Source organism: Neobacillus phoenicis (assembly GCF_047302305.1).
Classification (GTDB): domain Bacteria; phylum Bacillota; class Bacilli; order Bacillales; family Cytobacillaceae; genus Neobacillus.
The window spans coordinates 1,227,059-1,251,120 of record NZ_CP154847.1 but is presented as its reverse complement, the minus strand read 5'-3'; the positions used below and the strand labels follow the sequence as shown (position 1 = coordinate 1,251,120).

At 42.1% G+C, this 24,062-nt stretch carries 24 protein-coding genes; 6 read left to right on the top strand and 18 right to left on the bottom strand.

Annotated elements, in window-relative coordinates; translation table 11 throughout:
• Positions 1–324: 324 nt before the first annotated feature.
• Both rbsK and AA0X95_RS06580 read right to left on the bottom strand, forming a co-directional pair.
• Positions 325–1,248: a ribokinase gene (gene rbsK, locus AA0X95_RS06585; protein ID WP_413306873.1), complete on the bottom strand. Its 924-nt coding sequence runs from the start codon at positions 1,246–1,248 to the stop codon at positions 325–327.
• Positions 1,249–1,267: 19 nt separating this feature from the next.
• Complete coding sequence (locus AA0X95_RS06580; RefSeq protein WP_413306870.1) at positions 1,268–2,191, bottom strand: serine hydrolase domain-containing protein; 924 nt, start codon at positions 2,189–2,191, stop codon at positions 1,268–1,270.
• 374 nt (positions 2,192–2,565) lie between these two features.
• Here AA0X95_RS06580 and AA0X95_RS06575 point away from each other — a divergent pair, with 374 nt between their 5' ends.
• Positions 2,566–3,126, top strand: a complete 561-nt coding sequence (locus AA0X95_RS06575; RefSeq protein WP_413306868.1) for a glycerol-3-phosphate acyltransferase — start codon at positions 2,566–2,568, stop codon at positions 3,124–3,126.
• 393 nt (positions 3,127–3,519) lie between these two features.
• Complete coding sequence (locus tag AA0X95_RS06570; RefSeq protein WP_413306866.1) at positions 3,520–3,843, top strand: hypothetical protein; 324 nt, start codon at positions 3,520–3,522, stop codon at positions 3,841–3,843.
• A gap of 220 nt (positions 3,844–4,063) precedes the next feature.
• Here the strand turns inward: AA0X95_RS06570 and AA0X95_RS06565 are convergent, their stop codons facing one another.
• From AA0X95_RS06565 to AA0X95_RS06550, 4 genes are all read right to left on the bottom strand, one after another.
• Positions 4,064–4,504, bottom strand: a complete 441-nt coding sequence (locus AA0X95_RS06565) for a ferritin-like domain-containing protein (RefSeq protein WP_413306864.1) — start codon at positions 4,502–4,504, stop codon at positions 4,064–4,066.
• 149 nt (positions 4,505–4,653) lie between these two features.
• Complete coding sequence (locus AA0X95_RS06560) at positions 4,654–5,979, bottom strand: ATP-binding protein (RefSeq protein ID WP_413306862.1); 1,326 nt, start codon at positions 5,977–5,979, stop codon at positions 4,654–4,656.
• Between the two features lies 1 nt (position 5,980).
• Positions 5,981–6,658: a response regulator transcription factor gene (locus AA0X95_RS06555; RefSeq protein WP_413306859.1), complete on the bottom strand. Its 678-nt coding sequence runs from the start codon at positions 6,656–6,658 to the stop codon at positions 5,981–5,983.
• A gap of 71 nt (positions 6,659–6,729) precedes the next feature.
• On the bottom strand, positions 6,730–7,236 hold the full coding sequence (locus AA0X95_RS06550) for a hypothetical protein (RefSeq protein WP_413306857.1): 507 nt from the start codon (positions 7,234–7,236) through the stop codon (positions 6,730–6,732).
• A 236-nt stretch (positions 7,237–7,472) separates the two neighbouring features.
• Here AA0X95_RS06550 and AA0X95_RS06545 point away from each other — a divergent pair, with 236 nt between their 5' ends.
• The 3 genes from AA0X95_RS06545 to AA0X95_RS06535 all read left to right on the top strand — a co-directional run bounded on the left by AA0X95_RS06545 (position 7,473) and on the right by AA0X95_RS06535 (position 11,244).
• Positions 7,473–8,042 carry a sigma-70 family RNA polymerase sigma factor gene (locus AA0X95_RS06545; protein ID WP_413306854.1) on the top strand — a complete coding sequence of 190 codons (570 nt, stop codon included), beginning with the start codon at positions 7,473–7,475 and terminating at the stop codon, positions 8,040–8,042.
• A complete protein-coding gene (locus AA0X95_RS06540) occupies positions 8,032–9,090 on the top strand; it encodes a DUF4030 domain-containing protein (protein WP_413306851.1) in 1,059 nt (352 codons plus the stop codon). The genes AA0X95_RS06545 and AA0X95_RS06540 overlap by 11 nt, the downstream gene beginning before the upstream one ends.
• A gap of 117 nt (positions 9,091–9,207) precedes the next feature.
• Complete coding sequence (locus tag AA0X95_RS06535; RefSeq protein ID WP_413306848.1) at positions 9,208–11,244, top strand: molybdopterin-dependent oxidoreductase; 2,037 nt, start codon at positions 9,208–9,210, stop codon at positions 11,242–11,244.
• A 54-nt stretch (positions 11,245–11,298) separates the two neighbouring features.
• On the opposite strand, the gene AA0X95_RS06530 is transcribed toward AA0X95_RS06535, so the two are convergent.
• The 11 genes from AA0X95_RS06530 to galE all read right to left on the bottom strand — a co-directional run bounded on the left by AA0X95_RS06530 (position 11,299) and on the right by galE (position 22,968).
• Positions 11,299–12,690 carry an APC family permease gene (locus AA0X95_RS06530; RefSeq protein ID WP_413306845.1) on the bottom strand — a complete coding sequence of 464 codons (1,392 nt, stop codon included), beginning with the start codon at positions 12,688–12,690 and terminating at the stop codon, positions 11,299–11,301.
• A gap of 16 nt (positions 12,691–12,706) precedes the next feature.
• Positions 12,707–13,612 (bottom strand): acetamidase/formamidase family protein, encoded by a 906-nt coding sequence (locus AA0X95_RS06525; RefSeq protein WP_413306843.1) that lies wholly within the window; start codon positions 13,610–13,612, stop codon positions 12,707–12,709.
• Between the two features lie 81 nt (positions 13,613–13,693).
• Positions 13,694–15,019 (bottom strand): hypothetical protein, encoded by a 1,326-nt coding sequence (locus tag AA0X95_RS06520; RefSeq protein WP_413306841.1) that lies wholly within the window; start codon positions 15,017–15,019, stop codon positions 13,694–13,696.
• 47 nt (positions 15,020–15,066) lie between these two features.
• Positions 15,067–15,768: a response regulator transcription factor gene (locus tag AA0X95_RS06515; RefSeq protein ID WP_413306838.1), complete on the bottom strand. Its 702-nt coding sequence runs from the start codon at positions 15,766–15,768 to the stop codon at positions 15,067–15,069.
• Positions 15,769–16,500 (bottom strand): sensor histidine kinase, encoded by a 732-nt coding sequence (locus tag AA0X95_RS06510; RefSeq protein ID WP_413306835.1) that lies wholly within the window; start codon positions 16,498–16,500, stop codon positions 15,769–15,771.
• 170 nt (positions 16,501–16,670) lie between these two features.
• On the bottom strand, positions 16,671–17,408 hold the full coding sequence (locus tag AA0X95_RS06505) for a hypothetical protein (RefSeq protein WP_413306832.1): 738 nt from the start codon (positions 17,406–17,408) through the stop codon (positions 16,671–16,673).
• 29 nt (positions 17,409–17,437) lie between these two features.
• Positions 17,438–17,953, bottom strand: a complete 516-nt coding sequence (locus AA0X95_RS06500; protein WP_413306829.1) for a GNAT family N-acetyltransferase — start codon at positions 17,951–17,953, stop codon at positions 17,438–17,440.
• 69 nt (positions 17,954–18,022) lie between these two features.
• Positions 18,023–18,856, bottom strand: coding sequence for a YitT family protein (locus AA0X95_RS06495; protein WP_413306827.1), 834 nt, complete (start codon positions 18,854–18,856; stop codon positions 18,023–18,025).
• 18 nt (positions 18,857–18,874) lie between these two features.
• Positions 18,875–20,182: a putative bifunctional diguanylate cyclase/phosphodiesterase gene (locus tag AA0X95_RS06490; RefSeq protein WP_413306825.1), complete on the bottom strand. Its 1,308-nt coding sequence runs from the start codon at positions 20,180–20,182 to the stop codon at positions 18,875–18,877.
• Between the two features lie 177 nt (positions 20,183–20,359).
• On the bottom strand, positions 20,360–21,634 hold the full coding sequence (locus AA0X95_RS06485; protein ID WP_413306823.1) for a dicarboxylate/amino acid:cation symporter: 1,275 nt from the start codon (positions 21,632–21,634) through the stop codon (positions 20,360–20,362).
• 362 nt (positions 21,635–21,996) lie between these two features.
• Positions 21,997–22,968, bottom strand: coding sequence for a UDP-glucose 4-epimerase GalE (gene galE / locus AA0X95_RS06480; RefSeq protein ID WP_413306820.1), 972 nt, complete (start codon positions 22,966–22,968; stop codon positions 21,997–21,999).
• 201 nt (positions 22,969–23,169) lie between these two features.
• Between galE and AA0X95_RS06475 the strand changes: the two genes are divergently transcribed.
• Positions 23,170–23,322, top strand: coding sequence for a hypothetical protein (locus tag AA0X95_RS06475; RefSeq protein ID WP_413306818.1), 153 nt, complete (start codon positions 23,170–23,172; stop codon positions 23,320–23,322).
• A 46-nt stretch (positions 23,323–23,368) separates the two neighbouring features.
• Here AA0X95_RS06475 and AA0X95_RS06470 read toward each other — a convergent pair whose 3' ends face one another.
• On the bottom strand, positions 23,369–23,935 hold the full coding sequence (locus tag AA0X95_RS06470) for a PepSY-associated TM helix domain-containing protein (protein ID WP_413306815.1): 567 nt from the start codon (positions 23,933–23,935) through the stop codon (positions 23,369–23,371).
• Positions 23,936–24,062: the final 127 nt, after the last annotated feature.

The following is a 24,062-nucleotide window of genomic DNA, read 5'->3' as shown; positions in this document are numbered from 1 at the left end:
TGAGAATCATAAGGGGAGAAATTCCCTCTATTGTATAAAAAGTAAGCTTAATAAGCAGAAATAAGAGGAGAAATTCCCCTTAACTGCTCTAAAATAAGACAAAATACAACGATTTGGATCAGATAAAGGGAAAAAATACTCTTATTTTAAAGGAAATATGGGTATTTCCCAATTTAAGGGGAATTTTTCCCTTTATTTTTAAACACTGTGAAATCAACATTCAGTTATAACACAGCCTACCTTTTAAAAAAAAGACAGCAAGCATATTCTGCCCGCTGTCTTTTCCACGTGGACTGTGTCCACGGATGGTGCCTGACACTTAATTTACACTTTTTTTGCTAGTAGTTCTTCTACTTCATGTTGGTATGGCATGGCAGGTGCAGTTCCTATTTTGGTGACGGAAAGGGCTGCAACGGCGTTGGCGTAGGCCATGGCTTCACGTACGGAAAATCCATTGCTTAGTGCGTGAGCAAATCCTCCATTAAAGGCGTCTCCAGCTCCTGTTGTATCAACCGCTTCAACCTTAAAGCTAGGTACCAGTTCTCCACTTTCGCCGCCAGTATAAAGGTAAGCGCCCTTTGAACCTAGAGTAATAATTACTGTACCCACACCTTGGCTGTAGATTTTCTGTGCGGCAACTAAAGCAGATGCCTCATCAGTTACTTCCACTCCCGTTAGTTCAAATGCTTCTGTTTCATTAGGTGTAATATAGGAAATATCTGCTAGGATTTCTCTTGGAAACTCCTGATAGGGAGCAGGATTTAAAATCACCGGTACATCCCATTTCTTGGCTAGACGTACCGTCGTCTCCACTGCCTCAATACTGGTTTCTAATTGAACTAACACAACGTCAGCTTCTTTGAATGTTTCTTCAGCAGCAACTACTTCTTCTTCCGTAATCGTACCGCATGCCCCTAATGACACCACAATGCTATTCTCGCTCCGGTCATCAACAGCAATCAATGCGGCCCCTGTTGTTTGATTAGGATCTACTTTCATCAACTTGGTGTTTACTTTTTCCGCAGTAAAATGGGCCAATGCCTCTCTGCCAAAAAGGTCATCACCCAGCTTGGTAATAAACGTTACCTCTGAACCAGAGCGGGCCGCTGCCGTTGCCTGGTTCCCTCCTTTTCCACCTGGTCCCATCTTAAACGGGCCACCTAGAACCGTCTCACCTGGTTTTGGAAGATGTGGAGTACGACTCATTAAATCCACTACATAACTTCCCACTACAACAACCTTTGACATGAAGAAACCTCCCTTATCCTCAATGATGGCACACTATTATATCCTTAAAATATTTTAACGGTTTAAATGTATCGTTGTATAGGTCACTAGTAAATGTTACGATAAGTTGATTTTCAGGGGCGACAATAATGTACTGCCCTCCGTATCCCATGGCAAAATAGACCGGTGGTTGTGCTGGTTGACGATCCTCATCGGTTAGGATCCACCAATGATAGCCATAGGAACCAATTTTATTATAGGGATGGAACCGTGGTTTTGTTGACTCCTTCACCCAATCCTTTGATACGACTCTCTGCCCGTTCCAATCTCCCTCATGTAGCATCAACTGCCCTATTTTCAGCATATCTTCCGCCTTTAACGTCAACCCAAATCCGCCGATTACGATCCCTTTCGCATCTGAATACCATATATAATCCTTAATGCCCAAGGGCTTAAATAAATAGGAATCCGCATATCCTGTTAATGGCTGACCTGTCGCCATTTGGAGGATGGCACTTACCAGATGGGAGCAGCCTGAATTATAGTTCATATTCTCTCCTGGAGCCTCAACCATTGGTCTTTCTAGGATAAACTGAACCCAATCTCGGGAATTAATCATAGGCATCGGCCTTCCACCCCAGTTCGTAAATTCTGGCCAATCCAATCCGGAGGTCATGGTAAGCAGATGCTCGATCGTCAATTGGTTTTGCAAGTCTGTAAGGTTTGGGAAAAAGTCAGATATCGGCTGATGAACTCCCTCTAAATCACCACGGTCAATCGCAATCCCTACTAAAATAGAGAGCACACTCTTCGTAACAGAGTTGACCTTGTGCTGTTTGTCCTTCATTTTACTATTTTTATAGTATTCGAAAACCAAAGTATCCTCACGCTGGATGAGACATGATGTGATTTTATCCTTTTTTATCTTTTTCTCTAATTCAGTTAAAATATTATTTGAAATCACTGTTTTTTCACCTCAAAATAAAAGCAGCAGGCAAATGCTTACTTTAATACTTGATAGAACAATTCTACTTATGCTCTCTAAGACCTTTATTTTAAGGCTATTTTCACAAATATTGTTGTTTTCGCCATAGAATCACACTTCAAAAACGTTCAGCTTTGCGTACAACTATATCTAATTTTATGTTTTAGGCATTTATCAGCGAATTTCGGAACTTTATCAGCGAATTTTCAATTTTATCAGCGAATATAACAAAATATCAGCGAATTTTAATTTTTATCAGCGAATCAAATAACAACACTCTTTTAAAAGATTACACATGAAAAAGTTCATGCTACCTGACACCAGGTACACTCAAAGATTTGGAGAGTGAGCCAATGATTTATCTATATTTAGTAATTTCCTATTTAATCGGCTGTGTCATGTTTGGATATCTGATCACAAAGATTCTTTATCATAAGGATCTCAGGCTTCATGGAAGTGGTAATGTTGGGGCAAGGAATGCTGGGCGACTCCATGGAAAAAAGGCATTCGTTCTTATCTTTTTAGGAGATGCCTTAAAAGGTGTTCTTGTCATATGGCTTGCTCGCTATTTAGAATTTTCTGCGCCTATACAGCTGCTTGGATTAGGAATGGCCATTATCGGGCACCTCAAGCCGGTTACGTTGAAGTTTAAGGGAGGAAAAGGAATCTCCACCTTTATTGGGGGGATGGTGATGTTTGATCCACTCCTAATCCCGGTCATTGTCATTGGATTCCTCGTCCTTTATCCTTTTACCAAAAGCTTTACTTTTGCAGGATTGGGGGCATTTCTGCTTATTCCTGTGTTTCTAGTAATCAACCATACTGGTTGGATTAGCTGCGTCATTGCCGGGTGTCTCTTGGTGATTATTCTATTGGCGCATTCTGGGAATATTAAAGAGCGGTTGAATAAATAAGGGCATGTTACTGGGAACATGCTCTTATGCTCGTTCTACGTTACCCCTTTCTCTTTTTAATTACCACTTTCGCCACGTAGACGGGTGCTACGTGACCGAACTGCCTGGTGGAGAAGGGGTTTAGGCTCATAGACTGGGGCTATGCGATCGAATTGCCTGATGGTGAAGGGTTTTGGGCGCATAGAACCTCTCCATGTAAGAAGGCACTACTTCTTACTTTTTCAGCGAGAAATATTCACTAATGCCGACTAACTCTCTAACAATAAAGTGACTATTTCCTTCTCGCAGCTTTATTGCAATCAAGTTACGATTCCCTAAATAATGTATAAAAAGTCCTAGGCGGTAATATTTATTTGTATATGGCGGATTGTTTTTTGACTACATCTGGGGGGGATGCTTCTGAAGGCGATTAGAATAATACAATGGTTGATTGGGATTTTCCTTTTCGTGTATGGAGTGTATCTTATTTTTGGTGTACAGGAATTCTTTGGTACGTTAGCGATCATTGCCGCGTTTTTAATCTTCCCTAGCCTTGAAACAAAAGGCCAAGCCGCTGCAGCTGCCTCTAAAAGTTATAGCAACGACCCTTATCACGCCTCAGCCTTTAACAGTATTGATTCCGATGAATCCGATGATCACGATGATTCCGATAATGGAAACTCTGACAATGATAATGGCAACGATGGGGACTATGGTGGAGACTCAAGTGACGATTAACTAAGAAAAGCGCAAGCGCCTTGGTAAGCCCCGACAGGCAAATGTTCTTCGGCAAGAAAAGTCCGCCTTTTGACTTTTATTGCCGAAGGTTATTTGACCCGAGGGGCTAGGCGCTGGAGCTGGACAATTCTCGAAGTCGAATTTTACACTTTCCTATAATGTCAAAAAAACAGGGCTGAACCCGTGAGAATATCCTCCTGAGTCAGCCCTGTTTTTTTTCTTATTTATTTTTTGTAAAATAATACAGGAACCACACCGCATGATTTTGCTCGTCCGCTGCCGCTCGGCGAAAAACTTCCTTAATGTAAGGATCTGTCGCTTCATCGGCTATATCCAGATAAAAATCTACTGTCTCTTGCTCATCCACTAACGCAAACTCCAGACCCTTTACATACGTATTCGGACACTCCTCCGTGATTTTTGGCTGAGGCTGCCTTCCCGTTAGGCTAGTATAAATCCTGACAAAATGATGATAATGTTTTTTCTCATCTTCACGTATTTCAAGAATTTGTTTCCGCTGCTTTTCTTTTGTTGCCATTTTAGCAATTTTTTCATAACACTTGATCGCACTATATTCCCCATTTATCGCTTTTTCAATATCTTGAATCAACTTACTTTGCTGTCTACTCAACGCATCATTGTAACTTGAATAAGGATACATAAGCTAAGCTCGCTCCCTCCCTGTTTATACCTATCCATATCTTACGAAACAATAGGTTTTTGGGTGCTTGCTCTTGTCAATCATTTTTCAAAAGTGGTAGAAGCAAGAAAGATGTATCAAAAAACCTCCAAAAAGACTCAGCATTACTTTCATTTTCTCATTAATTTAATCCTGAAAACCGCTCCTCCCAGTTCCCGATTATACGCGGTAATAACACCACCATGGCCTTCGATAATTGCTTTCGTAATTGCGAGGCCAATCCCCGATCCGCCGGCATCACCGCTATAAAAACGTTGAAACACTTTTGTCTCTTCACCCTTAGCGAATCCCTTGCCATCATCCGACACCTCAACAACGATCCCCGTGTTGTCCTTTAACACCTCGGATGTCACAGCAACCTTGAATTTCGCATACCGGATAGCATTCCCCAACAAATTAATGAACGCCCTTCTCATTTTTTCACAATCCACCAAAACTGGTTCCATCACGCAACTATCCACTACCAACTCGATTCCTCGTTGCTCTGCTAGGGACCTGACACTCTCCACTGCCTCACCAACTATTACATCAAGCGACTCTCCTCTAAATACAAAGCTCTCCTCGACACTCTCCAGCTTTGCTAAATAGGTGATACCTTCGACAATCCTTTTTAACCGCTGACTCTCGGCGATAATTATGTTGAGACTGGCATTTACATCTTCACCTGTCACCACTCCGTCCAAAATTCCCTCTGCATTTCCTTGAATCGCCATTAACGGTGTTTTCAACTCATGGGAAGCATTCTGAAAAAAAACCTTTTGATCCACGTCATACTGCTTCAACCTGCGGGACAATGCATAAAAGCTGTCGGCTAATTCTCCTACTTCATCCATTGACTTCAGCTCTAACTCCTTGTTCTCTCCTTTTAGTGAGAATTGTTTCATATGCTCCGTTAATCTCCGGATTGGCCTCGTTAAGCTTTTTTCAAAAAACACCCCTAAACCAACCGCTATTAATGCTGAAATAATTAAGCTGATCAACTGTGACCTTCGCATGAGAAGATTGATTTCTTTAATTTCATCCAGCCGTTCCACCAAGGTGACATATCCTTTCGTCTTCCCATTCTTAGAAGTAATCGCAACGGTCTCGGAAACAAATTTCTCCTTCGGTTCTAGTCTAAATTCAGCGAGGGTCGCATCCTTTAAATCTGTATATATAATTTCCTCATTTTTGTTCCAAATAATCATTTCCGAAGACAGCAACCGTTCAGACACTACTAGCGCCTTGCGATTCACCAGCTGTTCTTTAACCATTAGACTTGATAGAACCGTCTTCCCTAGTAATTGACTCACCACACTGGCTTCCTTATGCAGTTGCTGCTTGGTTTCATGAATTAAATAACGCTGGGCAATGAAATGAAAAGTTAGACTAGTAATCAAGAAAATACTAATAATTAATAGAAAATATGTGGATAAGAGCTTTGCGCCAATTTTCATGTTAATCATCCACCCGGTATCCATAACCCCAAATCGTTGATAGTTCAACCGTAGACTCGTGTTGCTCTAGCTTTTTACGAACGCGCTTTACGAGATCATCAATCAGTCGGCCATCCCCGGTATATTCATACCCCCAAATAAACTCGAGCAGCTCTTCCCTCGTGAACGGCTTTCCTTTATTCCGTGCTAGAAAAATAAATAAATCATATTCTTTGGCTGTTAATTTGATTTCCAGACTATCTTTTTCTATGTATCTCCGCTCAAAATCAATTGTAATATCACGGATTGTCAGCATTTTTGGTTTACTAAATGCTGTTTTTTCCATCCGTTTAAATATATTTTTAATTCGAACCATCAGTTCTCTTGGACTAAACGGCTTCGTTAAATAGTCATCTCCACCAAGCTCTAGTCCTAGAATCCGGTCAAACTCCCCGTCCCTGGCAGAGACAAAAATAATCGGAATTTCACTCGATTTGCGAATTTCTTTACAAAGCTCGAGCCCATCCATATGAGGAAGCATGATATCAACCACCAACAAATCCGGTTTTAAGCGCAACATCTCCTGATAGACATTCTCCCCATCTGAAAAAAGGGTGACCTTATAGCCTTCGTTTTCCATGTATTTTTGCAAAATATCGCGGATATTCTTTTCATCATCTATTACAAAAATATGCTTCATCACGGCTTCACCTCGCCATAATTATATAGTAAAAAGAGATAGTATGAACACACTATCTCCTTCGCTTGGTTCTATTTTAAACTGGCAAGCATTTGATCTAACAGTGCCAACTGCTCTTTCATTTTCTCGTTGACTTGTTTCTGAACCGCAATGACCTTGTTGAACTGCTCCGTTGCATCGCCCGCTTTTACAGCCTCTTTCAGTGCCTTCCTCTCATCTTTTCCCTTTGTTAATAGAGCTTTCAATTCGCCATTTTTTGTTTTCAACTGTTTCTTACTTTCCTTGACCTGCTTCAGCGCCTCTTTATTTCCACTCTTTTTTGCTGTTAAAAATAGATCGATCAACTGGTCCTTCTTCTCGACCATTTGTTTTTTCAAGTCTAACCGTTCTTCACGCAGTTGGTTGACTTGATGGATTTGCTCTTGGTATTTACTTAATTTCTCGAACTTTTTCCCTTTATGTTCTTTTGCCACGACGGTTTGAGGGTTATCAGCTGCATGTGCAGTCTGAATTTGATAGGTACCGCCTAACAACAAAAGGGCACCAATTCCAACAACCAATCCCTTTTTCAAGTTCATCTTCAACACTCCTTCGCTTGTCTTACTTACCCTCCCAGTATAGCCAAAGGGTTAGGCAGAACTCCGGAATAAATATGTGAAAAGTGTGTGAAAAATAACCTCCCCCGCGGAAAGCGAAGCTTGAGCGGAAATCAACAGACCATTTATAGAAATGGTACAATTAAACTTAACAGGAATTTAATTGGAACCTAAACTACTTCGCTTCGTCTAAGTTTGTAGGAAAGGGGGACATCGAAGTGTATGTAATAAAAAGAAAAGAGCATTCAACTCCTAATGAAATCAGCTATTTATCCAAGGATGACCAACTCGCATGGTTAATGGATGAATATGGAGATATGGTCGTCCGACTTGCGTTTACATATGTCAAAAATAAGGAATTGGCAGAGGATATTTCACAGGAGGTATTTATCAGCTGCTATAACCACCTAGACGAGTTCCAGAACCGGTCGACCTATAAAACCTGGCTATACCGCATCACTGTTAATAAATGCAAAGATGTCTTGAAAAGTTGGTCGTATAGAAACCTTCAATACAAAGACCTTTTACAAATGATTTTAAAAAGTGGGGCACCTACCGCGGATATGAAAATGATTGAGAGTGAAGAGAAAGAGATGATTTTTCAACAGGTGCTCTCTCTCCCACTCAAATTGAGAGAAGTGATTACCCTTTACTATTATGAGGAATGTACCGTCGATGAGATTGCCAAACTTTTAAATCTCAATACCAATACAGTAAAAACCAGGCTTCATCGCGGAAGAAATTCATTAAAAACATCACTAAAGGGGAGCAATATTTATGAAGAATAATGTGAAATACCCTAAAACTGTATTGGATGAACTACAATTTAAGAACGAACATAAGCAATATGTTTTAAATAAAATCAAGCAGCAAAACGGAGAAAACCAATTGGGAACAAAAAAGAGAGCTTCGAGAAAAGTGCTCTTTTCAAGCATCACCGCTGCCGCCATTTTTGTCATCTTAATTGGGTCTGCCAATTTGTCACTTGGTGCGGCCAAGGTAGCCGCAAAGATTCCTTACTTCCATTTGTTTATCCAGCAAGAAGAATATAAATATGCAGCGGCAGAAGTGATTGGCGATGTCGCCAATGACAAAGGGTACCAGCTAGGCTCCTTTGAATTATCCATTCCTGATAAAGAAGTAAAATTAGGATTGCGGTACTCAAAGAGTGATTACAACAGCATCAAGGGCAAAGTGGAGAAAAATGTGAATAAAGCATTAATCGCCAATAATTTTGGCAGCTTTGATATTATCACCAAGCGTGAAAGAGTCATTGTTCCTGAAAAGGAAGATCCGAAAGTAGAGAAGTACCAAAAGGATAGTGAGGCCCTTCAGCAGCAGATTATCGCCTATCTTGAGAAAAATCATTACGAGATGCCCTTCCCAGTTGAGGCTAGAATCAATCAATTTGAGAGATTCATCTATGTAGCGGTTCCAAAAACAGAAACAAGAACCGAAGAATTGAAGCAGTTCCTTGACACCACAACCGCTTTATATGGCGGCAAGTTTAAGTATCGAATTAGTAAAATCGATATGAAGGCGCGTGAACAAGAATTACGATGGGGAAAAAATAATATTATTAGTATTCTTGTAGGCGGTCTTATGGCGAACAAAGAGTTTAAAGTGAGTGGCTTTTCTTATTCCTTCCACCCACTTCCACTACAAATTACGATTAAGACATCTGTCGATTCCTCCGACGGTGATGCAAAGGATCTCGCGAAACGTATTGAAGATGAGGTCAACAGCTTCATCCAAACAGATGACTTAACCAAAGAAGTCCGGAACGACCCATACGAAATTACCATTCTGAGTAAAGATAAAAAGAAAATCAATTAAGACGGAGGGGGTGTGACTTCAGGTCAGGCCCCCTTTGGCATGGGGACAGACCCCCTTTGACACATTTTCTGATAAGATAGGAGGTAAGATTACATTTGTTCTAAGGAGGATTGGTCTATGCAGCAAGATGGGGTGTTCCGTTCTGTTTGCTCCCTTGATTGTCCTGATCAATGTGGGCTGCTCTTGCATAAAAGGGACGGAAAGATTGTGAAGGTAGAAGGCGATCCGGAGCATCCGGTGACGAGAGGGCATATTTGCAACAAGGTTCGCAACATGACTGAACGGATTTATGACGAAAAGCGATTACACTATCCACTCAAGCGAGTCGGAGCCAAAGGCGAAGGAAAGTTTGAGCGGGTCAGCTGGGATGAAGCGATCCGTACGATTACAACCCGCTGGAAGGATCTGATTGAATCCGATGGTCCGGAGAGCATCCTTCCCTACAGCTTTTATGGAAACATGGGACGGCTTACCGCAGAGGGCATGGACCGCCGTTTCTTCAACAAATTAGGTGCTTCCCAGTTGGACCGGACAATTTGTTCATCCGCCGGCTCTGTTGGCTACAGCTATACTATGGGCAGCAGCCTAGGAATCGATCCTGAGGACACCATCGAATCCAAACTCATTATCTTTTGGGGCATTAATGCAGCAAGCACCAACATGCATCAGGTAGCCCTTGCCCAAAAGGCGCGGAAGCAGAATGGTGCAAAGATTATTGTAATTGATGTCCACAAAAATCAAACAGGTAGATTAGCAGATTGGTTTATTCCGATTTTACCAGGGACCGACAGCGCTCTTGCCCTTGGGGTAATGCATATTTTGTTTGCGGAAAACATGGTGGACCATGACTTTTTACAAACCTATACGGTTGGACATGAGGAACTACGCGAGCATGTCAGCCAATACGATCCAAACACAGTTTCCACCATTACAGGCGTACCGGCAGAAGATATCTACAAACTTGCCCGCCTGTATGGAAAAACGTCTCCTGCTTTTATTCGAATTGGAAACGGACCGCAGCATCACGATAACGGCGGCATGTTCGTCCGTACGGTGTCCTGCCTACCTGCCCTTACCGGCCAATGGCAAATAAAAGGCGGCGGTGCGATTAAAGGAAATTCTGCGTATCTCGCATTCAATACAAATGGTTTGCAGCGGCCGGACCTTTTGAAAAAGAAAACGACACGGACGATTAATATGAATCAGATTGGTGATGCGCTACTGACGCTAGATTCGCCAATTCAATCCCTGTATGTATACGGCTCGAACCCTGCCATAGTTGCACCATCTAGCCAGAAGGTCCGCGAAGGACTTAGACGTGAGGACTTATTTCTCGTGGTTCATGATTTATTTTTAACAGAAACGGCCATGTATGCGGACCTTGTTTTACCAGCGACCTCCTCCTTTGAGAATACAGACTTTTATACTTCCTACTGGCACCATTACATTCAGCTTCAGCAACCTGTGATGGTGCCATTTGGAGAATCGAAATCAAATGTGGAAGTCTTCCAATTGCTAGCAAAAGGGATGGGGTTGGATGAGCCTGCCTTAGAGGAGACTGAAGCAGAGATGATTGCTACAGCCCTTGATTATTCGCGGAACCCTGGCTTGAAGGGAATCAATTATGATGCTCTCGTTAAGCATTCATACATGAAGGCAACTGTGAAACCTATGTTTCCTGGAAGACTCGCGACACCTAGCGGGAAAATAGAGTTATATTCCGAGAGAATGCGTGAGGCTGGGCACCCCCCTTTACCAACATACGTACCATTGATAAATGACGGGGACCATCCCTTTCAATTTGTTCCAGGACCTAATCACAATTTCTTAAACTCTACTTTTTCTACTAATCTAAAACACGTCACACTGGAAAAAGAACCACGTGTGCATATCAATCAAAAGGATGCCCTTTCGTTAGGAATTGGGTATGGAGACCAGGTTCGTGTGTGGAACGATCGCGGGGAGTGTGTGCTAAAGGCTTCTGTTGGGGAATATGTTCTTCCCGGAGTCGTGGTTACCCAAGGACTTTGGGCCGACCGAGATGGAGCGAAACAGCTAGTCAACCAACTCACACCCGACCGCATCGCCGACATGGGCGGCGGCGCCACCTTTTTTTCGGGAAGAGTAAGCTTGGAGCGAATTCACAAACACTGAAAAAAGAAGGCAGCTCTTAAAACAGCTGCCTTCCTTGTTTCATAAAAATGATGCCTATTCTACATTCAAAGTAGAATCCTTTTTCGCAAGCTTCAAGTAAATCATATAGATAATCCCGATAGCCATCCAAACGAAGCCGAGCTTTTTCGAGGTTGGGTCGAGGTTGAACCACACGTACCCGATAATCACGAAGCCAATCAACGGGAACACCAAGTGATTCAAGTAATCTTTACTTTTTTGCTTACGGACAAAATAATTAATAACCGATAGGTGCAAGAACAAGAAAGCAGTCAATGCACCAAAATTCACAAGTGAGGTAAGACTATTAATCTGTGACGCAAATCCAATCGTCACAACAAGTGAAATGGTAGCGACAAGAAATGTACTAACATACGGTGTTTGATACTTCGGATGCACCTTCGAAAGAATCTTTGGCAACTTTTTGTCGCGAGCCATACTGTATAGAATACGAGAAATCGCAGCCTGGGCCACCAGTGCATCGGCAATTCCCCAAGCAAGGGCTGTTGCTAAAATCGTTGTCCATTTCAACCATGGACCTCCTGCAATTTCAGCAATCTGATAGAACGCAACATCGGCATTTTCAAAAGAAGCATAATCCGGCCAAATTAACGCTGCCACCCATGTCTGGATGATGAACAATACGCCCACGACTAACAACGAGAAAATAATCGCCCGGCCAACGACCTTCTTACCGCCTTTTGTTTCCTCCGCTAACGTCGAAATCGCGTCAAATCCAAGGAAGCTTAACACCGCAATGGAAACAGCACCCATAACAGCACTCATGCTGAAATGTTCTTTATCATATAGCGGCTTAAAATTAAATTCTGCTCCATTCACTCCCTTTGTAATTGCGATAATGGCAGCAAAGACAAAGACCACAAGCACAATTAATTCAAGCGCCACAATAACTTTATTGGCTTTAGCCGTAAATTCAATCCCGAAAAAGTTAATCACTGTGTTAATCCCAATAAACGCAACCAACCAAATCCAAATTGGAATCTCTGGAGCCATGTCATGTAAAGCTGCGGCACTAACTAAATACAACAAAGCGGGAATTAAAATATAATCTAATAAAATAACCCATCCTGCAAAAAAACCCACGTGCTCGTTAATTCCGCGCTGTGCATAGGAATAAACAGAGCCTGCGATCGGAAACGCCTCCGACATCCTCGCATAACTTAACGCAGAAAAAATCATACCGACCATACCTACCAAATAGGCAAGGGCGACCATCCCATTAGATCCCTGGGCGACATACCCATAAATTCCAAACGGAGCAATCGGTACCATGAATACAAGTCCATAAATGAGCAAATCCCAAAAGGTTAATGCACGTTTTAGTTCCTGTTTATAACCGAATTGTTCTACATTTGTCTGTCCACCATGAGCTTTTGACTGTTGTTTTGTTGGCACAACTGGTTCCATATCCTTTTCCCCCTCCCTATCCGAAAAGCTTCACATCGTAAGCTTCGAGAATGGATTTTGGCACCACAAATCTTGCAGTTAAGAGCGGGTCAACAATTTGCGAAACCTGAACCTCTCCAGCCGCACTGAAGAGCATCGTCAGTTCAGCCAGCGTCATATCCGTATGCGGAAGCAGTGTATCCACAAAGATCTCAACGGCAGTTTTGGCTGCTTCATCAAGCGTTTCCTTCGAAACTATGACTGCCGCACCTTCTTCATTTTCAAGAAATGGGAACGGAATAGATTTCCCCTTTAGCACTTCTAACGTAACCATCACTTTCCCAGGTATCTCAACGCCCGATACGCCGATTTCTCCATCTCCCATCGCTGCATGTAAATCGCCAAGGCCGAACAGCGCACCCTCTTGGAATACAGGAAAATAAAGTGTCGCACCCGTTGTAATTAACTTTGTATCCATATTGCCGCCATGTGCACCTGGCGTCCCACATGGAACGGGTTCCCCTTCAGGTGCTACCCCAATCACACCAATCATTGGATTTAATGGCAGCTTTACTCGTTCATTAAACACTGCTTTTCCATCGACAATCGGCACCATCTTAACGGTGAACTCATCAATTCGGTGCCCCATAACGCCTAGTCCCGGTCCGGTAGCTAGTACGCCGCTATCACCAAGCTCGATGTTATCTATTTTAACTTTTAAAACATCCCCAGGTTGTGCTCCTTCTACAAAAATCGCTCCTGTGGCTGGATTAATTTGATTCCAATCAATCGCATTAAATTCCGTCTCCGTCGATTGAATTTGGTCCTGAAAGCAATCAAAGGTTTCAACTACCACCTGTGCTCCAGACGGTACACGTAATCCGACCTTGTTCTCTTTGCTAAAAGCATAAAAATACTGTTGTTTTTCCAGCGTTTGTACCATATGCTCGCCTCCCTTTTTTCTCATTATATCGGAGGGGTGGTCGGCTGTTTTGCAGTTTCTTGTTGAGTTTTTGCAGTATTTTTACATTGTTCTAATTTTTCTGATAAATAGGAAGAATAATACAGTACATGATATCCCTAAATTTACACTAACCCCTGTAAGGACTTCACTGGTAAAAGAAACCCATAGACCCAATCCGTTGGAAACTATAAGCACAAGGGAAAGTTCCCATCCCCAGCGTACACGGTAACCAAGAAGCAGCCATAATGGTAAACAGATCGAGACAAACAAATGAATATAGAAAATAAACACCGTCGTAAAGTCCACGGCGAAAGACGCTCCATAGAACAAAATGCAGACAACAAAGCTCGATCCATATCCCTTATATGCCCCTTGCTCTTCTTTAAAAAGAGGAATCAGTATGCCCGTCAAATGGTGAAGAGATACACCAAGGCTTAAAGCCAAGCAGGATAACACACTTACCGCCAGGACATATAAAAGAGGCGTTGAAAAGGCATGACCCATACTATTCAACAGCCCTGATATCCCCGTTCCTCCATCTCGGGACATCAAATAAACCACAATAACAGACACAGCCAATGGCATGCTGCTCCAACAAATCGCTGTCAGACCTATCGTTGCTTTTAATCTCGTAAGCTTTACCGCTAATAAATCGCCTGAAATGAGGTAGTAAACAAGCAAATGTCCTGCAGTGAATACCATGAATAAAAGGGAAGCTACCATTAACTCTCCCCCATTCCAACTAGCTCCCGGCAGCTGAACAAATCTTTTATGGATAGACGCAACCCCATGGTAGAGGATGGTTGCCACCGGCAGGATTGTAATCCCAGTAAAAAAGCCAAATAACAGCCAGCGCCCCATTTTCTGAACCCCGCCAGCACCGCCCATACCTGAAAACACAAAGACAAAAAAGAACAGAATGCTACTCGTCCATATTGGTTGGATTGAAAAAACTGTCTTCATAAATGAGTTAGCAAGGGCTGTACTAAGAAGCAGCCCTTCACTCCCCGCAAGAAAGAGCATCAAATAAACGCCGGCTCTTCCTTTATTTGGAATTCGTTCCTGTAAAAGTGCTCCTATATGTTGAAAAGCCGCAAATTCGTCGTTCATTTGGGTAACTTTTTTGCTAAACCATAGCAGGACAGCCACCCCTGCTATAGATAGAATCAGTCCAGCCATGTATCCGCGGCTAGCAGTTAAGTAAACGGGGATAAATACAAAGGTCCCGGTTAGAAACCGAAATAGCATCGAAACGGTCCCCGTCGATACTTGATTTTTTCCTGAGAGCCGTACATAGGCTGCTGTATCCTTGTGACCGGCAAATTCCCCCATATGGAAAATCAAGAGGACGATTGCTAAAAATAGAATGACATACCAATCAATCATTGGTTTTTCTCCTTAAATAATGGGCTCCACGCCTGGGTAAGAGAACCTTATCCCCGTTTATCCTTATACATACTCGGTGTCATGCCCTCTACTTTTTTAAAAATATTGCTAAAATGGTGCTGGCTCGAGAATCCGGCAGCTTCTGCAATTCGGCTCATGCTCCAGTCCGTTTTACTTACGATTAACTTTTTTGCTTGATGGATCCGGTATGTTAATAGATACTCTTGAAAGGTCGGGCCGATTTCCTCTGAGAATAAATGGCTCAGGTAGGAGGCACTCACCGGTATTTCATCTGCAATTTCCTGAAGGCTTAATTTTCCAGAAAAATGGAGTTCGATTTTCTTGATCACATATTGAACATGAGCAGATTTTGCTACTGCATGTTTATTGACCTCTAAGTACTTTTCAATCACCGCCAATAATTCCTGCTCAATGACAGGTTTCACCAGGTAATCCATGACTTCTGCTTGAATCGCCCTTTTGGCATAGGAAAAATCCTGGTGTGCAGAAACAATGACAATCTCAATGCCGCTTTGTTTTTCCTTTAACCGCTTGGCCAGGGTCAGACCATCTTCCCCTGGCATCCGGATATCAACAAAGGCCAGATGAATGCTTTCCTGCTCCGTTATTTTCCAGGCAGACACGCTATCCTCTGCTGAAAAGATATTCCATAATGGATATTTACGGTGTATGAGAAAGCGCAGCTGTTCAATTTCTAGGTATTCATCATCAACAATTAGGATGTTCATTTAATCATCTCCAGGTAAGTATGGCCAATAGGCATGGGCTAATGTCCGCCCATCCCTAGTTTCTGATAATCGAATCGTCGACGGGAGATCGAAAATAAGCTGAAACCTTTTTTCGATATTATGTAGCCCAGTTCCTTTCCAGTAAGCAGGCTCAAGTATTCGGTCAGGACCGTTATCAAACACTTTTAAGGACACCCAATTTCCTTCCCGCTCGAACACAATCGTCAATTGCTTGTCCCCCGCCTTTTTCTCAAGTCCATGCTTGAAGGCATTCTCCACTAGTGTTTGCAGGGTGTACGGAGGAATTTTACTATCAAGCAAAGTCGAATCTATCTCGTAGGTAACAGTTAACCGTTGCCCGAAACGGAGCTGTTGGACAGCTAAGTAGTTTTTCGTGTGGTCTAACTCCGTTGAAAAAGGAACAAGCACTTCATGATCCTGATACCGGTAACGCAGAAACAGCGAAAACTGTTCGAGTCCTTCTGTCATATCTTGATGTCGGCCGATCCGACTTAGCGATAAAAACGCATTAAGGGCGTTAAATAAAAAATGTGGCTGAATCCGTTCCGACAGCTGCCGGTACTCACTCTCCTTCAGCTCTTTTTCCAGTCTGACCTTAATATTTTCTAGTTCCAGGACATCCAGCTCTTGGTCGAGCAATCCCAACATCACTAAAACGACGAACCCGACGATGGGCATTAATACCCCAAGGAACATCACCAGTACAAACACATGCAACACCACACAAAAGTTTTTTCTGAATATTATTGTAAATGAAAAATCGAGACAGGTCATCACCCAGGTTCTTCCGGACGTCCATAAAGCCTGTTCATTGCAAAAAATCCTGAGGTCATTCAAGGACTTCCTTGATAGACACTCAGGATTATCGTTTACTGCCTTTATTATTTTTGCAACTCTTGCTCTAGCGCATCGATTTCAACTAAGTTCCATGACGAGATGATTCCGATTGGCTTCTCCGTTGCCAGTCCATTTTCTGTAATCATGACAGCTTCTAACTTCTTTTGGGCTAAAAAGGCATCTTCGAAAACTTCCTCTACTTCATAAATATCTGTCCCTTTTTTTACAAAGACAACTTCATGCTTTTTTTCATAAACAAAAAGGTCATGAACACGAACGTCTTCAATGGAGATACCTGATAGTGGCTGTTTGGATAACCATCGAATAATCCCTTCCGAAGTGAGCAACCATTTAAACGCGCCTGTTGAGTCGTAGATTGGAAACATCGTGTATGAAAGCCTGTCTACAACTTTCAAAATATCCTTTAACGGTGTATCATCTTTGTAATAGAGCACAGGTGAACTGGCAATGGATAAAACAGTCGGAGGCTTTTCAAATTGCTCCGCAATCATTTCAATGTGCGCCACGACATCCACATTTGGCTCTGCAATATAATAGCGTTCCTTTATTTTTTCATGGACAAGAGCATTACGAAGCTTTGCATATTGATAGAGATCATGCCGATGGGTCCTAATAATGGCATGGGAATTTCCGCTGTCCAATAATACTTTAAAACTATCACTTCTTGCATTACGAACTAGTTTCATAAGGCATTTATGTATCCGATTAAAAGCTGTCTCAAATCTTTCAGCTAGAGGGGTTGCAGTATGAATATCTTGCACTTCTATTCTCTCCCAATCATAATTAATCTTTAAATTCTTTCATTCTTCCAAATATAATTTTTAAAGGCTTCTTTCGCGTTCTTGTCCTTATCGACAGCAACAAGGGCAAAATGATTTTTTTCAAGTACCTTTTGCGAACCGAAGTTGTCTTCAGTCGTTTTCGCATGGACTTCATGGATACCATATTTATCTGGAAGCATCTTCAGGAGCATGTTCACCGCTTTGGTGGCAAGCCCCATGCCACTATACTCCTCGCCGATCCGGTACCCAAGATGACCCATTCGAATCGAACCGTTTACTTCGGTATCTACTAAATTAATCCTGCCAACAATGGTATCATTTTCGTCCCTGATTAAAAAAAAATAAGAGATTCCCTCTGCTTGTTCTTGAAGAAGTTCACTTAGAACATGACTGAAATGCTCAAAGCGGTAATACGCATCCCCGCGACTTGGAACCATCCTCTCAAAAAACGCTCGATTCTTGTACTCAAACTCAAACAAATCACGTGCGTCCTGCTGACATAAAAGCTCAATCTTAAGATCCATCAATTTCTCACACCCATTATATTAATCAACTAAAAGTCATAAGTTCCACAAACGGTGCCTGTCCCCCTGCTACCCCGCTTTGTATCCCTTGCCCATCATTTCGTGGACCTTATGGATCGTGACGTAGGCGTTCGGGTCTATGTCGCGGATGATGCTTTTTAGTTGGACGATTTCTTGTTTGTTGATGACGATGTAAAGGACCTCTTTGTTTTGACCTGTGTAGCCGCCGCGACCGTCTAGCACAGTTAAGCCCCGCGACATTTTGCCCGTAATATTCTCCAAAACGAGTTCTGGTGAATTGGAGATAATTAATACGGCCACCCGTTCATCCAATCCCTCGACAATGAAATCAATCGCTTTCGCCCCAATATATACAATCAGTAACGTGTACATCGCCTTCTCAAGACCAATAATAAATACCGAACACGCCACTACAATGATATCAATAATGAGCATCGCCTTCCCAATGCTCCATCCTAGCAGCTGGTTGGCAAGCCTTGCTAAAATAGTTGATCCCCCGGAGGTTCCCCCTGCGCGAAAAATCAAGCCCAACCCGACACCGACCAATAACCCCGCAAACACAGAAGCCAGAAAAGTATCCTTAGTCAGCTGCCTTCCTAGATCTTCCGTCAGATACAACAAACCGGAGCAGGCCCCAATCGAAAATAATGTATAAAGCATCGTTCTTTTATCAAAAAATTTATAACCGATGGCTAACAGGACAATATTTAAAACAAAGTTCACCACACCCGGCGACCAATCAAATAAATAGTGGGCAATAATCGTTATCCCTAAGATTCCACCTTCAGACAACCGATTCGGAATGGTGAAAAAGTTGACCCCTATGGCAAAAATAAGTGCGCCCGTTATAATAAGCAGAATATCCTTCCAAGTTTTTCTCATATACATGCCACCCTTAAATCAATTACTTGTGTTAACCCTGGTTTCTATCTCAACGATTGTCTCGTTAAGCACCTCAAAGTTTAACGGTTTACTAATAAAATAACCCTGGATAATATCACAACCTAGATTTTCCCACACCTGAAACTGTGTATGGTCTTCAATTCCTTCAATAATCACTTGCAAGCCCAGAATATGGGCCATCTGAATAATCGGTGAAATGACACCTTCATGCTGTTTGTTTTTCAATAAACTAAAAACAAAATGGCGATCCAGCTTAATGAAATCAACGGGTAATTTAATAAAGTCCGAAAACGAGAAATAGCCGTTCCCGAAATCATCTAAAGCCATCGTAAAACCCATCTCTTTCAGAGACCGTAACGTATCATTTACCTTTTTTACTGTATAAACCTCAATGTTTTCGGTAATTTCCAATGTAATTTGGCTTGCCGAAACCGAATACCATCCAATTAGCTTAGTGATCTCAGGTAAAAAATAAGATAGGAGGAGTTGATTCACGGACAGATTAATCGAATATTTCAAGTTCCGATTGGTTTCACTTTGAATTTGTTTACATACTTCCTCAAACATCCAGAAAAAAAGACTATGGCTCATACCCGCAGCATCCGCATATGGAATAAATTCAGCAGGTGATATGTCTCCAAGACTTGGATGACTCCAGCGAATTAATGCTTCAACTCCCTCGACGGTTTTCTTTCCCAAATGAAACTGTGGTTGGTATTGGACATAGAGCTGGCCTTTCTTTAATGCATACTGGAGATCATTTTCAATGAGCACTTTCCGGTGAGCCGTTTGATTTAATTCCCCCTTATAAAGCGCAAATTGATTATCCCCCATCTCCTCAGCTTCATACATGGCCGTTTTGGCAATCGACTGCAGCTCCTCAGGTGTCTCTGCACCATATGGAAACATACAAATCCCCATATTGCTGTTAATGGAAAAATGATGAAAGTCGATCGTATATGTATCCGAAATCGAACTTAGAATTCTCTCACTTATGACCTGACAATCGTGTTCGGTGATGTCTGCAATCAAAATAACAAAATCCGTTCTATTTATTTTCACAACGGTATCAATATCCCGAATCGTCCGCTTTAATCTCATTAGGATCTTACTACCAAGGACCTCTTCGATGTCGTCTTTATGTTGGGTTAACTCTAAGGGAAGATGTAGTCGGAGATAACAAACCGCTGCCGACATTTGATATCTTTTGCTGAAGGCAAGAGTTAGGTTGAGGCGCTCCTTTAGTAATTCACTACTCCACCGTTCAGCCTTGTTACCCTTATTATCTGTAGGATTATGCTCCAAAAACGAACACCTCATTTTTTCATTGACATATTGTTTAAACAATTAAATCTTAACCCAAAACACAAAAAAGGAACAGAGCTATTCACTCTGTCCCCTCGTTGAATTAATAGGTGTTAACTAATTGGTGTCAGGCACCAAAGAAAGACACTTGTCCTCTTCCAGTAGACACTCCTGTGTTTAGGCGATTTCTTCTCCGCCCTTGTTGGTGAGTGCCTGTTTAATCCAGTTCTTGCCTTCGACAAGTCGTGTGACGAGCATCGCACAGACAGTATTCCCCGTTGAGTTCAACAGGGTAGCTGGTGCATCAATAATCGTACTAATGACCGCAATGATTGGCAGTGTTTCTGGCGGGAAGCCATATACGCTGATGATGAGCATTTCACCAATCATTCCTCCGCCAGGAATCGCGCCCATCACCGCACCAACTAAAAAGGCTACAGCTAAAATGCTTAAAATATTGGAGATACTCGTTAAATCCTTCCCGAACAAAGCGAAAAGGAAAACAATTTTCAGCACGCCACCAAAGACAGAACCATCTTTATGCGTATTGGCACCCAGTGGGATAATCGTTTCTGCGATATCCTTTGGTACTCCCATCCTTCTAACTGTTGCCAAGTTGACCGGAATGCACGCTGCACTTGAGCAGGTCGCAAGCGCGGTAACCGAAGGCGTGATCGCGTTTTTCCAAAATAGCTTCACCCCGTCCTTGCCACCTGCAATAAAGGCGTAAAGTGTGAAGAAGCCGAAATAATAAATGACGGTAAGAATCAAATAAAGAACAAACGAACGGGCGTATCCTTCTAAAATTTGTGGCCCAAGCTCGCCAATAACCGCAGCAAAATAACAGCCTAGTCCGATTGGAGCATAGTACATCACAATGCTGACCATCTTCATGATAACAGCTGTAGCCGCCGATAAAAAGGTAGTAACAGGTTTGGCTTTCTCCCCAACCATTGCCGTGGAGATTCCAAAAAGAACCGCGAACACAATCAACTGCAGCATATTGCTTCTTGAAAGCAATAAATTAAAATCAGAGACAGTAAAAGTGGCTACAAGTTGACCAAGAAAAGTTACCTTTTCCGCATCAGTCTCCCCCGATGCTTGGTTCATGACCTCTTTAATGGAAGCAATATCCGCATGCTGAATGGGTTGAATAATGGACGCACCCGCTAATCCGAGGATAGCAGCAATAGAGGCAGTCACTAAGAAAACCACAACAATACTACCCATTATTTTTCCCAAACGTTTCATGCCGTTCATATTAGCAATAGCAGAAGCAATGCTAAAAAACACTAATGGTACGATAATCATAAACATTAAATTAAGAAACAGGTCCCCTAATGGCTTAACAACAGCGGTCTTCGGTCCGAAAACCAATCCTGCTGCTCCACCTATGATAATGGACAACAACAAAATAAGCGTAAATCGATAATTTTTTAAAAATAATTTCAAAATCCCACAGCCTTTCTATCTTAACTTCTACAGAAAATCATACCCAAGTTTGTCTACGAGGTAAATCAAATAATTATTCAAAGATAAGTCTAAATAATGAAATATTTATTTTAGATATAGGCTCTGTTTAACTTGTCTGTTGATTTCCGCTCCAGGCGGCTTCGCTTTCCGTGGGCGTGCCGGGGAGCCTCCTCGTCGCTTCGCTCCTGCGGGGTCTCCCCTGCCCCGTACTCCCGCAAGAGTCTTCACCGCCTTCCGCTCCAATCAACAGAGTTAAAAATCAACAATGTTCTTTAACACAGCCTAGATATAAAAAACCCTCCTGCACGCGTGCAAGAGGATTGGAAACATCAAATTTTCTATTAGTATTGTTGAGTTTGATGCCAATTCCATGCATCAGCGATGATTTGCTCGAGGTTTCGTTCTGCTTTCCAGCCTAGCTCGGTGAAAATCTTTTGTGATGAAGCTACCAATCTGGCAGGGTCACCAGCACGACGGTCTGCCATTTCAACATTTGCCTTCACACCGGTTACTTTTTCACAAGTTTCAATGACTTCCTTAACAGAATAGCCAAGTCCGTTGCCAAGGTTGTATATCTCAGCCGATTTCTTCTCTGTCAACAAAGCTTCGAGTGCAAGAATATGTGCCTCCGCTAAATCAGTGACATGAATATAATCACGAATACATGTCCCGTCCGGAGTATCATAATCGGTGCCGAAAACGGCTACTTTTTCCCTTTGTCCTAGCAACTGCTGAAGTACGATTGGAATCAAGTGTGTTTCTGGGTCATGACTTTCGCCAATAACAGCAGATTTATGCGCACCAGCGGCATTAAAGTAGCGAAGAACCACATAGTTCAATCCGTAGGCTTTTGAGAAATCAGCAAGAATCTTTTCTACCATTAACTTAGAATGACCATAAGGATTGATGGGTGCAGTTGCACTCGTTTCATCAATAAGCTCCACTTCTGGAATTCCGTAGGTAGCGGCCGTAGAAGAAAAAATAAAGTTTTTCACATTAAATTTCATCATTACTTTTAACAGAGTTAAAGTCGCAGCCACGTTATTTTCATAATATTTTAATGGGTCCACTACTGATTCCCCAACTAAACTATATGCAGCAAAATGCATAACAGCCTTGATTGGATAGCTTCTAAAGACCATTTGCAAGTCTTCTTCATTACCAAGGTCACCTTTTACAAAAATAGCTCGGCTATCAACGGCCGCGCGGTGCCCCGTCGATAAGTTATCGAGAACAACGACCTCTTCTTTTTCTACTAACTCCTTCACAAGATGGCTACCAATGTAACCAGCTCCGCCAACAACGAGAATCATATTCATTTCCCCTTAGCTAGAATTTCATTAACCTCTCCTATTATAACATTTTTGAAAAAAGAACGGCTCGTTATTGGTTCTTGCTAAAATTTTCCCTAATATCCATGTACAAAAGATTGAAATGTCGTACGAAGGGTATAGTAAGAGTTATATCCACTTAATGACCGTGACGATTTATAACTAATTGATGAGGTGATAAATATGGTTCAGCAATTGACCATTCAATGGCACAAATGGCGTTATCATTACTTTCACCGTATTTCACAGGACTGTTTAGATTTGAACTTAAAACAACAAATTATTGAAAAAGCAAAATATCATCAAGAAAGACTGTTAAGGTGCTATGAATCATAGCACCTTTTAATTTTGTCGTAAAGTCCACGACGCTAATAGCGACCCTTTATGCGACTTGCTCTTCTGTTTTTCTTCTTTTTTTGCCGACCCTAAGGACTTTAAGGGATAGATAAATCCCTGATCCTGTTAAGAAAATCATGGCAATGGCAGTAAGGTCAATCAACCATTTCACATCGGTATTCCCAATTCGTCCTTCGTGGAGACCTTTAATGATGCTCATGAGGGATCCTTGAGAAGCACCGTCTCTCCCTGGGAATCCAGCACCAGGTCCGCCTTGAGCGGGAAATTGGCCGGTTGGGTTGCTACCTGTGGTGCCTTGCGTTTGTCCACCTGCTTGAGGCTGATTCTGGTTATTTGCAAGGTTTCCACCATTTGTCTGTTCCTGCGTTTGCCCTGGGACTGGGACACCTGCTTGATTTGTATCCGAAGTGCTGCCTTGTGTACCTCTTCCTTGGTTAAACTGGCCGGGCTGGAAGTTTCCTTTATTCCCCTCCATTTGCGACTGACCAATCAACCATGGCTCATTCATGATTAATCCGGTGATTGACTCCATTAAAATTAAGACCGACGCGATTAAACCAATCCATAAGTGTGCTGTTCTCGTTTTCTTCATATGAGTTACTCCTTTCTATTTGTTTTTCAGGGATATTTGGAATATATTTACAATATTTGTAGAATTAGTTTGTGATTTTGTAGAATAAATCTTATTTTTGTAGAATTCCTTTGGATTTTTGTAGAAT

What these genes read in the sequence shown, in the direction of transcription:
- rbsK (WP_413306873.1), bottom strand. Translation starts at nt 1,248, where the DNA reads ATGTCAAAGGTTGTTGTAGTGGGAAGTTATGTAGTGGATTTAATGAGT.
- AA0X95_RS06575 (WP_413306868.1), top strand. Translation starts at nt 2,566, where the DNA reads ATGATTTATCTATATTTAGTAATTTCCTATTTAATCGGCTGTGTCATG.
- AA0X95_RS06570 (WP_413306866.1), top strand. Translation starts at nt 3,520, where the DNA reads ATGCTTCTGAAGGCGATTAGAATAATACAATGGTTGATTGGGATTTTC.
- AA0X95_RS06565 (WP_413306864.1), bottom strand. Translation starts at nt 4,504, where the DNA reads ATGTATCCTTATTCAAGTTACAATGATGCGTTGAGTAGACAGCAAAGT.
- AA0X95_RS06560 (WP_413306862.1), bottom strand. Translation starts at nt 5,979, where the DNA reads ATGAAAATTGGCGCAAAGCTCTTATCCACATATTTTCTATTAATTATT.
- AA0X95_RS06555 (WP_413306859.1), bottom strand. Translation starts at nt 6,658, where the DNA reads ATGAAGCATATTTTTGTAATAGATGATGAAAAGAATATCCGCGATATT.
- AA0X95_RS06550 (WP_413306857.1), bottom strand. Translation starts at nt 7,236, where the DNA reads ATGAACTTGAAAAAGGGATTGGTTGTTGGAATTGGTGCCCTTTTGTTG.
- AA0X95_RS06540 (WP_413306851.1), top strand. Translation starts at nt 8,032, where the DNA reads ATGAAGAATAATGTGAAATACCCTAAAACTGTATTGGATGAACTACAA.
- AA0X95_RS06535 (WP_413306848.1), top strand. Translation starts at nt 9,208, where the DNA reads ATGCAGCAAGATGGGGTGTTCCGTTCTGTTTGCTCCCTTGATTGTCCT.
- AA0X95_RS06530 (WP_413306845.1), bottom strand. Translation starts at nt 12,690, where the DNA reads ATGGAACCAGTTGTGCCAACAAAACAACAGTCAAAAGCTCATGGTGGA.
- AA0X95_RS06525 (WP_413306843.1), bottom strand. Translation starts at nt 13,612, where the DNA reads ATGGTACAAACGCTGGAAAAACAACAGTATTTTTATGCTTTTAGCAAA.
- AA0X95_RS06520 (WP_413306841.1), bottom strand. Translation starts at nt 15,019, where the DNA reads ATGATTGATTGGTATGTCATTCTATTTTTAGCAATCGTCCTCTTGATT.
- AA0X95_RS06515 (WP_413306838.1), bottom strand. Translation starts at nt 15,768, where the DNA reads ATGAACATCCTAATTGTTGATGATGAATACCTAGAAATTGAACAGCTG.
- AA0X95_RS06500 (WP_413306829.1), bottom strand. Translation starts at nt 17,953, where the DNA reads ATGGATCTTAAGATTGAGCTTTTATGTCAGCAGGACGCACGTGATTTG.
- AA0X95_RS06495 (WP_413306827.1), bottom strand. Translation starts at nt 18,856, where the DNA reads ATGAGAAAAACTTGGAAGGATATTCTGCTTATTATAACGGGCGCACTT.
- galE (WP_413306820.1), bottom strand. Translation starts at nt 22,968, where the DNA reads ATGATTCTCGTTGTTGGCGGAGCTGGTTACATTGGTAGCCATCTTGTG.
- AA0X95_RS06475 (WP_413306818.1), top strand. Translation starts at nt 23,170, where the DNA reads ATGGTTCAGCAATTGACCATTCAATGGCACAAATGGCGTTATCATTAC.
- AA0X95_RS06470 (WP_413306815.1), bottom strand. Translation starts at nt 23,935, where the DNA reads ATGAAGAAAACGAGAACAGCACACTTATGGATTGGTTTAATCGCGTCG.